Below are 12,698 nucleotides of genomic sequence, written 5' to 3'. Positions count from 1 at the left end.
ATTGTGTTGTCTTGACGGGCTTTCGGGTCTGTCTTGAATATATAAAACTAAACTAAACGAACTTTGGGAGGAACTCACTCATGACAGTTAAAGTTGGTATTAACGGTTTCGGACGTATTGGACGCCTTGCTTTCCGCCGTATTCAAGACGTAGAAGGTATTGAAGTAGTAGCAATTAACGACTTGACAGATTCCAAAATGCTGGCACATCTGTTGAAATATGATACAACACAAGGTACTTTCCAAGGACAAGTAGAAGTACATGACGGTTTCTTTAAAGTAAACGGTAAAGAAGTTAAAGTTTTGGCTAACCGTAACCCTGAAGAATTGCCTTGGGGAGACCTGGGCGTAGACATCGTTCTGGAATGCACAGGTTTCTTCACAACTAAAGAAGCTGCTGAGAAACATTTGAAAGGCGGCGCTAAAAAAGTTGTTATCTCCGCTCCAGCTACTGGCGACATGAAAACTGTCGTTTACAACGTAAACCATGAAATTCTGGACGGAACTGAAACTGTAATTTCCGGTGCTTCTTGCACAACTAACTGCTTGGCTCCTATGGCTAAAACACTGCAAGACAAATTTGGTATCGTTGAAGGCTTGATGACTACAATTCACGCTTACACTGGCGACCAAAACACTTTGGATGCTCCACATGCTAAAGGTGACTTCCGTCGTGCTCGCGCAGCAGCTGAAAACATCATTCCTAACACTACTGGTGCTGCTAAAGCAATCGGTCTGGTTATCCCTGAGCTGAAAGGTAAATTGGATGGTGCAGCTCAACGTGTTCCAGTACCAACAGGTTCCCTGACTGAGCTGGTAACAGTTCTGGAGAAAAACGTAACTGCTGAAGAAATCAACGCAGCGATGAAAGAAGCTTCCGATCCTGAAACTTACGGATACACTGAAGATCAAATCGTTTCTTCTGACATCAAAGGTCTGACTTTTGGTTCCCTGTTTGATGCAACTCAAACTAAAGTTCTGACTGTTGGCGACAAACAACTGGTTAAAACTGTAGCTTGGTACGACAACGAAATGTCCTACACTGCACAATTGATCCGTACGTTGGAATACTTCGCTAAATTGGCTAAATAAGAATTCCTTATCGAGCAACATCATAGAGCGGAAACAGGTGTTATTGTTTCCGCTCTTTATATATCAAAATGTGCCTTAAATTCCTGTTTCGTAAAATTATAAGGGTGCGGAGGAATATGGAGATGAACAAAAAGAGCGTACGTGATATAGAACTGAATGGAAAACGGGTGTTTGTTCGTGTAGATTTTAACGTTCCGGTTGAGGATGGTAAAATTACCGATGACAAGCGTATTCGCGAAACCTTGCCAACCATTAACTACCTAATTGAAAAAGGTGCAAAAGTTATTTTGGCGAGTCACTTTGGACGTCCAAAGGGTCAAGTTGTTGAATCCATGCGTCTGACTGCTGCTGGTGTGCGTTTGTCAGAACTGCTTAATAAACCTGTTGTTAAGGTGGACGAAGCAGTTGGCGAGGCTGTTAAAGCGAAAGTGGCTGAACTGAAAAACGGCGATGTACTATTGCTTGAAAATGTACGCTTCTACCCAGGAGAAGAGAAAAATGATCCTGAACTGGCGAAGCAATTTGCTGAGCTGGCTGACATTTTCGTGAATGATGCTTTTGGTGCAGCACACCGTGCTCATGCTTCTACAGAAGGTATCGCGCATCTTCTTCCGGCTGTTTCCGGCTTGCTGATGGAAAGAGAGTTGTCTGTTATTGGTAAAGCCCTGTCGAATCCAGATCGTCCTTTTACAGCCATTATTGGCGGTTCCAAAGTAAAAGACAAAATCGACGTAATCGACAACCTGCTGAACATTGCAGATAACGTAATTATTGGCGGCGGTTTGACTTATACATTCTTCAAAGCTCAAGGTCATGAAGTGGGTCAATCTTTGCTGGATGAATCCAAACTGGACGTAGCTCTTGGATTTATTGAAAAAGCGAAGAAGCTTGGCAAAAACTTCTACCTTCCTGTGGATATCGTTATTTCTGACGATTTCAGCGCTACAGCGAACACGAACATTGTGGACATCGACGGCATTCCTGCAGATTGGGAAGGCGTGGATATCGGACCGAAAACTCGTAAAATCTATGCAGATGTTATCAAAAACTCCAAATTGGTTGTTTGGAATGGACCAATGGGTGTATTTGAAATCGAGCCTTTCGCTGGCGGTACTCGTGAAGTAGCGGAAGCTTGTGCTACAACAGAAGCATACACCATCATTGGTGGCGGTGATTCTGCGGCTGCGGCTGAAAAATTCCACTTGGCTGACAAAATGGATCACATTTCCACTGGCGGCGGCGCATCCCTGGAATTCATGGAAGGCAAAGCACTTCCGGGTGTTGTTGCACTTAACGATAAATAATCAAACGCATTACGCGTAATAAAGGCTTTAGGGCACCTAATAGTTAGGAGTTGAAACCATTGAGAACACCGATTATCGCGGGTAACTGGAAGATGTTCAAAACCGTACCAGAAGCTAAAACCTTCATCGAAGAGATCAAAGGTAAAGCAGAGGTTGCAGGAGTGGAGAGCGTTATCTGTGCTCCATTTACAAATCTTCCTGCTCTGGTTGAAGCAGTAAAAGGTACATCTATTAAAATCGGCGCACAAAACCTGCACTTTGCAGAAGATGGCGCATTTACAGGTGAAATCAGCGGCGGAATGCTGAAAGATCTGGGCGTAGACTACGTTGTGATCGGACACTCCGAGCGTCGTGAGTATTTCAACGAAACAGACGAAACGGTGAACAAAAAGGTTCATGCAGCATTCCGTCATGGCCTGACACCAATCGTATGCGTAGGCGAAAAGCTGGAAGACCGTGAAGCAGGTCAAACCAAAGAAGTTGTAAAAGTACAAACTGTAGCAGCTTTTGCTGGTCTGGCTAAAGATCAAGCGGCACAAGTTGTAGTTGCTTATGAGCCAATCTGGGCCATCGGAACAGGCAAATCCTCCACTTCGCAGGATGCGAATGAAGTGATTTCCTACATCCGTAGTTTGATTAAAGAGCTGTATGATGAAAATACAGCAAATGCTGTACGTATTCAGTACGGTGGTAGTGTAAAACCTGAAAATGTTACTGAGTACCTGGGTCAAAGCGATATCGACGGCGCGCTCGTGGGCGGTGCCAGTCTTCAACCGGCGTCGTACATCGCGCTTGTTGAGGGGGCGAAGTAAGATGACAGCACCAAAACCGGTAGCTTTAATTATTATGGACGGATTCGGACTGCGTGACACTGTGGAAGGCAATGCGGTTGCACAGGCCAATAAACCGAATTACGACCGGTATTTAAAACAGTATCCACATACTACTTTGACGGCTTCTGGTGAAGCGGTGGGTCTGCCGGAAGGACAAATGGGTAACTCCGAAGTAGGTCACTTGAACATCGGCGCAGGCCGAATCGTATATCAAGATTTGACTCGTATTTCGAAGTCCATCCGTGAAGGCGAGTTCTTCGACAATGAAACATTGGTTAAAGCCGTGCAGCATGCGAAGAAGAACAACACTAAACTTCACTTGTACGGACTTCTGTCCGACGGTGGTGTGCATAGCCATATCAGCCATCTGTTCGCTATGCTGGATCTGGCTAAAAAAGAAGGATTAACCGAAGTGTACATTCATGCTTTCATGGATGGACGTGACGTTATGCCTGATAGCGGCGTAGGCTTTATGCAACAACTGGTCGCTAAAATTCAGGAAGTGGGCATTGGACAAATTGCAACCGTACAAGGACGCTATTATGCAATGGACCGCGACAAACGTTGGGAACGTGTTGAGAAATCTTACCGTGCAATCGTATACGGTGAAGGTCCTCAATATACCGACCCACTCGAAGCATTGAAGGAATCGTATGAAAAATCAGTGTTCGATGAATTTGTGGAGCCAACTGTTATTGTGAAGGCTGATGGAAGCCCTGTAGGGCTGGTTGAAAGCAATGACTCTGTCGTATTCCTGAATTTCCGTCCTGACCGTGCGATTCAATTGTCTCAAGTATTTACCAATGAAGATTTCCGTGGTTTTGACCGTGGGCCACAATGGCCTAAAAATCTGCACTTTGTTTGCCTGACCTTGTTCAGTGAAACGGTTGGAGGCTTTGTTGCCTATGAACCGAAAAACCTGGACAACACGTTTGGCGAAGTGCTGGTACAAAACAACAAAAAGCAATTGCGTATTGCTGAGACAGAAAAGTATCCGCACGTTACTTTCTTTTTCAGTGGCGGACGCGATGTGGAGCTTCCTGGCGAAACTCGTATTTTGATCAACTCGCCTAAAGTGGCTACATATGATCTGCAGCCTGAAATGAGTGCGTATGAAGTAGCGGATGCTGCTGTTAAGGAAATCGAAGCCGACAAGCATGATGCGATTATCCTGAACTTTGCCAATCCGGATATGGTTGGACACTCCGGTATGCTGGAACCAACAATTAAGGCAGTAGAGACGACGGATGAATGTGTTGGACGTGTTGTAGATGCAGTTAAAGCCAAAGGCGGCGTGGTAATTATCATCGCTGACCATGGTAACGCGGATATGGAAATTGATGAGCAGGGACGTCCGTTCACAGCTCACACAACGAATCCGGTTCCGTTCATTTTGACTGACGAAAATATCGTTCTACGTGAGCATGGAATTCTGGCTGACGTAGCTCCAACGCTTCTGGATTTGATGCAACTTCCGCAACCTGCGGAAATGACAGGAAAATCTATGATTGCATCCCGCAAGTAAGCTTGATTTAATAAGTATAGGCTTGACCAATAAATTATGAATTACAAAGGAGATTAAGTACAAATGACTATTATTTCTGACGTGTACGCTCGCGAAGTCCTCGACTCCCGTGGTAACCCTACGGTTGAAGTTGAAGTATATCTGGAATCCGGTGCGATTGGTCGCGCTATCGTTCCTTCTGGTGCATCCACAGGCGCTCACGAAGCTGTAGAGCTTCGCGATAACGACAAATCCCGTTACCTGGGTAAAGGTGTTCTGCAAGCAGTTAAAAACGTGAACGAAATTATTGCTCCTGAAGTAATCGGCTTGGATGCTGTGAACCAAGTAGAAATTGATACACTGATGATCAAATTGGATGGTACTCCAAACAAAGGTAAACTGGGTGCAAATGCAATTCTGGCTGTATCCATGGCTGTCGCTCGCGCTGCTGCTGAAGCTCTGGGCTTGCCACTGTACACTTACCTGGGTGGATTCAACGCTAAACAATTGCCAGTACCAATGATGAACATCGTTAACGGTGGTGCTCATGCCGACAACAACGTTGACGTACAAGAATTCATGGTTCTGCCTGTAGGCGCTCCTACATTTAAAGAAGCTCTGCGTGTTGGCGCAGAAATCTTCCACAACCTGAAATCTGTACTGAATTCCAAAGGCTTGAACACAGCTGTTGGTGATGAAGGTGGTTTTGCTCCTAACTTCAAATCCAACGAAGAAGCTCTGTCCACTATTATCGAAGCAATCGAAAAAGCTGGTTACAAACCAGGTGTTGACGTATTCCTCGGTATGGACGTTGCCTCCACTGAGTTCTTCAAAGATGGCAAATACACTTTGGAAGGCGAAGGCAAATCCTTCACTTCTGCTGAGTTCGTTGACCTGCTTGCTTCTTGGGTTGATAAATACCCAATCATCACAATCGAAGATGGCTGCTCCGAAGATGACTGGGAAGGTTGGAAATTGCTCACTGAAAAACTGGGCAACAAAATCCAATTGGTTGGTGACGACCTGTTCGTAACTAACACAGAGCGTCTGGCTAAAGGTATCGATGAAAACATCGGTAACTCTATCCTGATCAAAGTAAACCAAATCGGTACGCTGACTGAAACATTCGATGCTATCGAATTGGCTAAACGCGCAGGATACACAGCTGTAATCTCTCACCGTTCCGGTGAATCCGAAGACAGCACAATCGCTGATATCGCTGTTGCAACAAATGCAGGCCAAATCAAAACTGGTGCTCCTTCCCGTACTGACCGTATTGCGAAGTACAACCAATTGCTCCGCATTGAGGATCAGCTGGGCGAACTGGCTCAATACCACGGCCTGAAATCTTTCTACAACCTGAAAAAATAGTATTGCGAAAAATGCTGACAGCGTCTTAGATCGATGATTTATGATCACGAAGTCTGACGCCCGAAGCTTTTACGCATGAATTAACCAGACCTGCTCGCTATATGCAAGCAGGTCTGGTTTTTGTTATGAATAATGTATCTATTATCTACAGAAGCTTAATGGCTAAGTGTCTTACTGTAGCTGTTGTTATCTACTGGAAGCTGTGGTAGAATAAAAATAGTGTTTTGCGTTAATTTCCGGCTATTTAAAGCATGATATGTGCATGTTTTCATAAAAGAGGCTGTGTTGTTTTGCAAAACAGATGTATAAGCTCAGGAGGTGGGATTTTTCATGGAAATCTTTTTGAAAGTGCTGCTCGTTGTGTTCTCGATTGCTGTTATTGCGGTTGTTTTATTGCAAAAGGGGAAAAGCGCAGGTTTGTCCGGTGCCATCTCTGGCGGTGCTGAGCATCTGTTCGGCAAGACCAAAGCTCGCGGTATGGATTTGATTTTACAACGCGTAACTGCTGTTTTGGGTGCATGTTTTATGATCGTTTCCGTTTTGGTTGCATTTTTCGCAAAATAAGATAAGTATATACCTTAAGCCTTCGTTTCATGGGAAACGGGGGCTTTTTTGGATTTTGGACAGGCAGGGATGCCGTCGATTAAATTCGTGTATACTAGGGTATGAGTATATTAAGAGCCTTGTATCAGGAACAAGGAACATGCGGATTTATTACTGAAAACTAAAGGTCACCCGAGGTGGACAAAATTATGATAACAGAGCAACAACTACTTGATTTCATGCGCGAGACCGCATATAAACCTATGACATACCAGGAGCTGGAGCAACATTTTGACATTAAGGATGCAGAAGAGTTTCGTGAATTCCTTAAGCTCTTGAACGCATTGGAGGAAGACGGGAAAATTCTGCTGACCCGCACAAACCGTTATGGTGTTCCAGAACGGATGGATTTGCAGCGCGGGCGTTTGCAGGCCCATGCCAAGGGCTTTGCTTTTTTGATTCCAGAGGACCGGGAGCACCCGGATGTGTACATTCATGCTAACGACTTAAAGAGCGCAATGAATGGAGATACGGTACTGGTAAGAGTGACGTCAAAGGGACCTGCGGGTGGCCGATTAGAAGGCGAAGTTGTGCGAATCGTGAAGCGCGCAGTGCTTCAGGTAGTCGGTGTGTTTCAGAGCCACGAAGCATATGGTTTTGTTTTGCCTGATGATAAACGTATTAATCGGGACATTTTCATTCCTAAGGACAGCTTTAACGGAGCTGTGAACGGGCAAAAGGTCGTCGTACGTATTGTGAGCTATCCAGAAGGACGTGCAGCGGCGGAAGGCGAAGTGCTGGAGGTGCTGGGTCATAAGGATGATCCGGGCGTTGACATCTTGTCCGTTATTCGCAAGCATCAGCTCCCGGAAGCCTTTCCGGATGAAGTGATGGCGGAAGCGGATCAGGCTCCTGATGCGATTACGGAAGAAGAGATCATACGTCAAGGACGGCGTGATTTGCGCGATAAAATCATTGTTACCATTGACGGTGAGGATGCCAAAGACCTCGATGATGCGGTTAATGTAGAGCGCTTGCCGAACGGAAACTACCGTCTGGGCGTTCATATTGCTGACGTAGGGTATTATGTGCGTGAGAATTCCAAGCTGGATCAGGAGGCATATAACCGCGGTTGTAGTGTGTATTTGGTTGACCGCGTCATTCCGATGCTTCCACATCGACTTTCAAACGGAATATGTTCATTGAATCCTCAGGTGGATCGACTGACTTTATCCTGTGAGATGGAATTCAATGAGCATATGAAGGTCGTAAAGCATGATATTTTCACCAGCGTGATTAAAACAAAGGAACGGATGACCTACACGAACGTTCGCAAAATCCTCGAAGAGGAAGATGCAGAACTGATGGAACGCTACAAGGACCTGGTTAATGTATTCCGTACGATGAAGGATTTGGCGTTGAAGCTGCGTGCAAATCGGATGCGCCGGGGTGCGGTTGATTTTGATTTTGATGAGGCCAAAGTGATTGTGAATGACGAAGGCAAAGCTGTCGATATTGTGAAAAGGGATCGTACGATAGCCGAACAAATTATTGAAGAGTTCATGCTGGCGGCCAATGAAACGGTAGCCGAACATTTTCACTGGCTTAAGGTACCGTTCTTGTACCGAATTCATGAGGACCCCGATCCAGAGAAGCTGCAAAATTTTATGGCTTTCGCAGCTAATTTTGGTCATCAGATCAAAGGTCGAGGAAATTCCATTCATCCGCGTGCACTGCAAACATTGTTGGAAGACATTCAGGGTACGAAGGAGCAAACGGTGCTTAGCACGATGATGCTGCGTTCGATGAAGCAGGCCAAGTATGATGCGGAGTCAACAGGACATTTTGGACTGGCCGCGGAGTATTACTCTCATTTTACATCACCGATTCGTCGTTACCCTGACTTGGTAATTCACCGTGTTATTCGTGAGGTGTTGGAGAATGGCGGGGCTTTGACAGATGAGCGTCAGGAATACTTGACTGCACGCATGCCAGACATTGCTCAGCAATCCTCCGAGCGTGAACGTGTGGCTGTGGATGCAGAGCGCGACACAGAGCAAATGAAAAAGGCTGAATACATGCTGGACAAGGTTGGCGAGGAGTTTGAGGGGATCATCAGCAGTGTAACCAGCTTTGGGATGTTCATTGAGCTAGACAACACTGTCGAGGGTCTGACGCGTCTGAGTGCACTTACAGACGACTATTATCATTTTGACGAGCAGCATATGGCGTTAATCGGAGAACGCACCTCTAAGGTGTTCCGCATTGGGGATGAGGTTAAGGTTCGCGTCGCACGTGTGAATATGGAAGATTACACAATTGACTTTGAACTCGTCGATATGAAGCAACGGCAACGCCGTGAACGGACGGGTGGATCGGGCCAGGGCGGAGATTTTGCACGTGGCGAGGGCCGCGGTAAAGGCAGGGGCCGAGAAGGACGTGACCGCAAGGGCGGCAAGGACAAGGCTGGTAGAGAGCGTAAAGGCGGTCGTGAGGCGGCTGGAAAGCCTAAAGAGGGCGGTAACGGAGGCATCAGCACCGCAGGGCGTTCAGGGCGCGGCAGTGCTAACGGAGCAGGAGCTGGTTCAGCTAGCAGCTTCGGCTTTGGCAGTGGCAAGGGCGGGTATAACTCGCCAGCAACGGGTGCAAGCAAGCGACGGAAGAAGACGTCTGCCAGCGGGATCTTCATTGGTGATGCAGCTACCCCAGGTAATGATGCCAAATCAGGCGGTGAAGGCGCAGCACGTCGCAAGCGGAAAAAAAAGGGCGCTAACGGTGGAAATAGCACCGCTGGGTTTGTACGGAAAAAGAAAAAGTAGGTTGAACCAACTTACTTTTTTAGGAGACTAGAGCTTCTCAAGAGCAGTAGATCATGCTAAATGAGGCTTAGGTATATGAGCGGTTTCTGTCTGTAGCAATGGATAGAAGCCGCTTGATTTTAGTGTGCTATTGGGGTAATTAGAAATGTAGAAGCCTTGACTTTTCTTGCTTTTACCATCCGAAATTTGTTACAATATATTTCTAGGGTAGCTCATTGTAGCGAGATTTCTAGATTGAATTAAGTTATGTATAAGGAGTGGTATTCATGGGTAAGAAGGCAGACGGGAAAGTGCTCGCCCAGAACAAAAAAGCTTCCCATGACTATTTTATTGAAGACACCTACGAGGCGGGCATGGTGTTAACGGGAACAGAGATTAAGTCTCTGCGGAATGGTCGCTCTAATATAAGCGATGCTTTTGCTACGATCCGTAATGGCGAAATTCATATTCACAATATGCATATCAGCCCTTTTGAACAAGGTAATCGTAACAATCCGACTGATCCGACGCGTACGCGTAAGTTGCTGCTGCATAAAGAGCAGATTCGTAAGCTTATTGGTCTCTCGAAACAGGAAGGCTACACCATCGTGCCGCTCAAAATTTATGTTCGCAACGGTTATGCCAAACTGCTACTTGGACTGGGTAGAGGTAAAAAGCAGTATGATAAGCGCGAAACAGCTGCCAAACGTGATGCACAGCGTGATATCCAACGTGCACTAAGAGAGAAGCAAAAAATTGCAAGATAAGCAGTCTGCTTACTCTGTATGGTACAAATTACGTGGATAAGTTACTTGTTCCTGTAATGGTGCTATTTTATCGAGCCTTAATGGCTTCATTCCGTTTCGTTATGACATGTAATATGTTATACTAACGAAGTAGTAATTTTTCAATGCATCTTGATTTAACTTGTTTGGAGTGTTGAATCTTAGGATTTGGCTTTTGATATTATGCACTTATGCTCCGGTGTTTCCGGATTTATCCGTGGAGCCCTTTTATAATAAGGGGGCGTTTATGGATTCGACGGGGATAGTTCGAGCATGGGTAGCGGGTAGTGGGGACGCGTCCACTTCATCAACGCTAAAGCCTATTAAACGGCAAACAACAAAACAACTACGCTTTCGCAGCTTAATAACCTGTGAGCGTGCTCCTCTCCTGCATCGCCCATGTGCCGGATGTAGGGGCTAACCTATAGTGGGATACGCTGTCACATCTCCGCCTGGGGTGTGCTGAAGAAGACAATCAGGCTGACCCAACGTATAGCCGGTTACGGGGCGATACTCGGGTGACATCAAAACTGTGACTACACCCGTAGAAGCTTATGTGTCGTTATCTTCGGACAGGGGTTCGACTCCCCTCGCCTCCATCGATCAAATCCACAACTTGTAGCTTAAAGATGACTTCTACATGTTCTTTGTAGACGATCACCTTTTCTACATAGCTGCCGATGAACTTCTTGATCTCAGGAAGGTTCCGGCTGGTGATGTGGTCCTGAAAGCCAGAAAGCAGTTGTCGCAGAGCATCCTCTGTGATGGCTGCTTTTTCTTTTACCTGGTGAGCCTCAAGCAGTTTCGTTTCTAGCTCAATTTTTTGCTGTTCCAGTGAGGATAACTTTTCAAGAATGGTAGGATTGTTCAGACCGCCAGCCACCGCATCTACAATGTTATCAATCTGGCGCTCCACACCTTCCAGACTCTTGGTCAGGCGTTGTTGATCGGCTTTGACGCTCGTTTGCTTGGAATTCTGGTACTCATTAAGCTGTTTAGCCAGAACAGGGATAGCCTGATCGTTAAAAATCTTCTCCTGAAGCTGAGCCAGCACGTAGGCTTCAATGTATTCGCGGCGCAGCTCAGGGTTTTTACATGCCTTTGTCCGATCACGGTTGCCGCAACGGTAGGTGACATATTTCAGTTTGCTTCTACCGCTGTATTTGGTATTGCCCATCATGGCATACTGAATACCTACGTTTTTTAAACATTCCCCGCAAACAATGAGTCCGCTAAGCAGGTACATTTCTTTTGCCTTGTAAGCGCCAGGTTGGCGCTTGTTTTGATTCATCTTTTCCTGTGCCTTCTGAAAATCTTCCTTGGTTACAAGCTGTGGCATACCACCTTCGACACGAATCACATCTTCACTTTTTTTTTATGCCGATTGCCGTTTCGTTTACCAGCCGCATCCTTGCTGTCGGTGAGGTTGAAAATGTAGGTGCCTGTGTATTTTTCATTGCGAAGAATGGTACCTAAGGTTCCCTTGCTGATCGGTTTCCCATAACGTGATGTGTAGCCTTGCTCTGTTAGTTCCCTAATGATCTGGTTGTACCCATGACCAGCGAGGAACATCGAAAAAACAGTTTCGACGATGCCACATTCCTCTTCATTAATGATGTATTTCCGTGTTACAGGGTCTACTGTGTAACCAATAGGAGGCAGACCGCCTGTATGCTTGCATTGGTATGCGGTTTCTTTCATTCCTTTCATGACCTCACGGGCCAAGTTTTTAGAATAGTATTCAGCCATACCCTCCAGCAACGATTCTAGAATGACACTTTCGGGGGAGCCGTCTAGGTTTTCGGTGACGCTGTACAGTTGAATGCCATTTAGTTTCAATTTGCGTTTGTATTTAGCACTGTCGTATTTGTCCCGGCTGAAACGATCCAACTTATGAACAATGAGCACATCAAATAATCCTTTTTCACTATCGACAATCATTTGCTGGAACTGTGGACGTTTGTCTGAGGTGGCGCTTTTGGCGCGGTCGATATAGATTTTAACGAGTTCAAAGCCTTTTTGTTTACAGTAGGCTTCAATAGCTCGAACCTGAGCGTCAATGGATTCATCCCGTTGATTGTCACTGGAAAAGCGAGCGTAAGCTGCGGCGCGTTGAATAGTCATTGGTATATTACCCCTTTCGATGTAGGCGAAATGATAGTAAATAGAAATCAAAGGCTGGCTCCTCAGAAAGAGGAGCACAGCAAGATAAAGATAAAGCGAGCCTATTGGTTCAGCGTTGCTTTTTGAGAATGGTATCCAGCATCTGCACAGCAGGAAGATAGTAACATTCCGTTGTTTCCCGCACTTGGTCGATTTCGTTCCATGACGTAGTATCTGGATCAGTACAGGTGTGTTTCAGCTTATGCCTTGAAATACTAGTGATGTAATGTGCGAGTATGATGATCTCCCCCGGTGCTTATTTTTTAGTTTGACTAATAATCTCTATGGTCAATTGAGCTGCTGCAA

Annotated in this window: 10 protein-coding genes and 1 other RNA gene; 9 read left to right on the top strand and 2 right to left on the bottom strand. The window is 45.8% G+C overall.

Features of this window, described 5'->3' with window-relative positions; all coding sequences use genetic code 11:
* The first annotated feature begins 80 nt into the window (after positions 1 to 80).
* The 9 genes from gap to ssrA all read left to right on the top strand — a co-directional run bounded on the left by gap (position 81) and on the right by ssrA (position 10,831).
* Complete coding sequence (gap, locus tag ACXHJ1_RS05810; RefSeq protein ID WP_017427870.1) at positions 81 to 1,091, top strand: type I glyceraldehyde-3-phosphate dehydrogenase; 1,011 nt, start codon at positions 81 to 83, stop codon at positions 1,089 to 1,091.
* 122 nt (positions 1,092 to 1,213) lie between these two features.
* Complete coding sequence (locus ACXHJ1_RS05805; protein ID WP_016820125.1) at positions 1,214 to 2,395, top strand: phosphoglycerate kinase; 1,182 nt, start codon at positions 1,214 to 1,216, stop codon at positions 2,393 to 2,395.
* A gap of 59 nt (positions 2,396 to 2,454) precedes the next feature.
* Complete coding sequence (tpiA, locus tag ACXHJ1_RS05800) at positions 2,455 to 3,207, top strand: triose-phosphate isomerase (protein ID WP_013308264.1); 753 nt, start codon at positions 2,455 to 2,457, stop codon at positions 3,205 to 3,207.
* Between the two features lies 1 nt (position 3,208).
* Positions 3,209 to 4,753 carry a 2,3-bisphosphoglycerate-independent phosphoglycerate mutase gene (gene gpmI / locus ACXHJ1_RS05795; RefSeq protein ID WP_016820126.1) on the top strand — a complete coding sequence of 515 codons (1,545 nt, stop codon included), beginning with the start codon at positions 3,209 to 3,211 and terminating at the stop codon, positions 4,751 to 4,753.
* A 63-nt stretch (positions 4,754 to 4,816) separates the two neighbouring features.
* Positions 4,817 to 6,103 carry a phosphopyruvate hydratase gene (gene eno, locus ACXHJ1_RS05790; RefSeq protein WP_013368821.1) on the top strand — a complete coding sequence of 429 codons (1,287 nt, stop codon included), beginning with the start codon at positions 4,817 to 4,819 and terminating at the stop codon, positions 6,101 to 6,103.
* A gap of 330 nt (positions 6,104 to 6,433) precedes the next feature.
* Complete coding sequence (gene secG, locus ACXHJ1_RS05785; RefSeq protein ID WP_013368823.1) at positions 6,434 to 6,667, top strand: preprotein translocase subunit SecG; 234 nt, start codon at positions 6,434 to 6,436, stop codon at positions 6,665 to 6,667.
* 188 nt (positions 6,668 to 6,855) lie between these two features.
* Positions 6,856 to 9,465: a ribonuclease R gene (gene rnr, locus ACXHJ1_RS05780; RefSeq protein ID WP_457905786.1), complete on the top strand. Its 2,610-nt coding sequence runs from the start codon at positions 6,856 to 6,858 to the stop codon at positions 9,463 to 9,465.
* Between the two features lie 266 nt (positions 9,466 to 9,731).
* The gene (gene smpB / locus ACXHJ1_RS05775) at positions 9,732 to 10,211 is read left to right on the top strand and encodes an SsrA-binding protein SmpB (RefSeq protein ID WP_007428162.1); all 480 of its coding nucleotides are present in this window, start codon (positions 9,732 to 9,734) and stop codon (positions 10,209 to 10,211) included.
* Positions 10,212 to 10,466: 255 nt separating this feature from the next.
* Positions 10,467 to 10,831, top strand: a transfer-messenger RNA (tmRNA) gene (ssrA, locus tag ACXHJ1_RS05770).
* Here the strand turns inward: ssrA and ACXHJ1_RS05765 are convergent.
* A complete protein-coding gene (locus tag ACXHJ1_RS05765; RefSeq protein ID WP_457905785.1) occupies positions 10,792 to 11,589 on the bottom strand; it encodes a recombinase zinc beta ribbon domain-containing protein in 798 nt (265 codons plus the stop codon). The two genes, ssrA and ACXHJ1_RS05765, sit on opposite strands and share 40 nt — an antisense overlap.
* Positions 11,586 to 12,353 (bottom strand): recombinase family protein, encoded by a 768-nt coding sequence (locus tag ACXHJ1_RS05760; protein ID WP_457905784.1) that lies wholly within the window; start codon positions 12,351 to 12,353, stop codon positions 11,586 to 11,588. The genes ACXHJ1_RS05765 and ACXHJ1_RS05760 overlap by 4 nt, the downstream gene beginning before the upstream one ends.
* Positions 12,354 to 12,698 lie beyond the last annotated feature (345 nt).

The organism is Paenibacillus sp. ALE2 (genome assembly GCF_054113385.1).
This window is presented reverse-complemented; position numbering and strand designations above follow the sequence as displayed.

What these genes read in the sequence shown, in the direction of transcription:
- gap (WP_017427870.1), top strand. Translation starts at nt 81, where the DNA reads ATGACAGTTAAAGTTGGTATTAACGGTTTCGGACGTATTGGACGCCTT.
- ACXHJ1_RS05805 (WP_016820125.1), top strand. Translation starts at nt 1,214, where the DNA reads ATGAACAAAAAGAGCGTACGTGATATAGAACTGAATGGAAAACGGGTG.
- gpmI (WP_016820126.1), top strand. Translation starts at nt 3,209, where the DNA reads ATGACAGCACCAAAACCGGTAGCTTTAATTATTATGGACGGATTCGGA.
- eno (WP_013368821.1), top strand. Translation starts at nt 4,817, where the DNA reads ATGACTATTATTTCTGACGTGTACGCTCGCGAAGTCCTCGACTCCCGT.
- secG (WP_013368823.1), top strand. Translation starts at nt 6,434, where the DNA reads ATGGAAATCTTTTTGAAAGTGCTGCTCGTTGTGTTCTCGATTGCTGTT.
- rnr (WP_457905786.1), top strand. Translation starts at nt 6,856, where the DNA reads ATGATAACAGAGCAACAACTACTTGATTTCATGCGCGAGACCGCATAT.
- smpB (WP_007428162.1), top strand. Translation starts at nt 9,732, where the DNA reads ATGGGTAAGAAGGCAGACGGGAAAGTGCTCGCCCAGAACAAAAAAGCT.
- ACXHJ1_RS05760 (WP_457905784.1), bottom strand. Translation starts at nt 12,353, where the DNA reads ATGACTATTCAACGCGCCGCAGCTTACGCTCGCTTTTCCAGTGACAAT.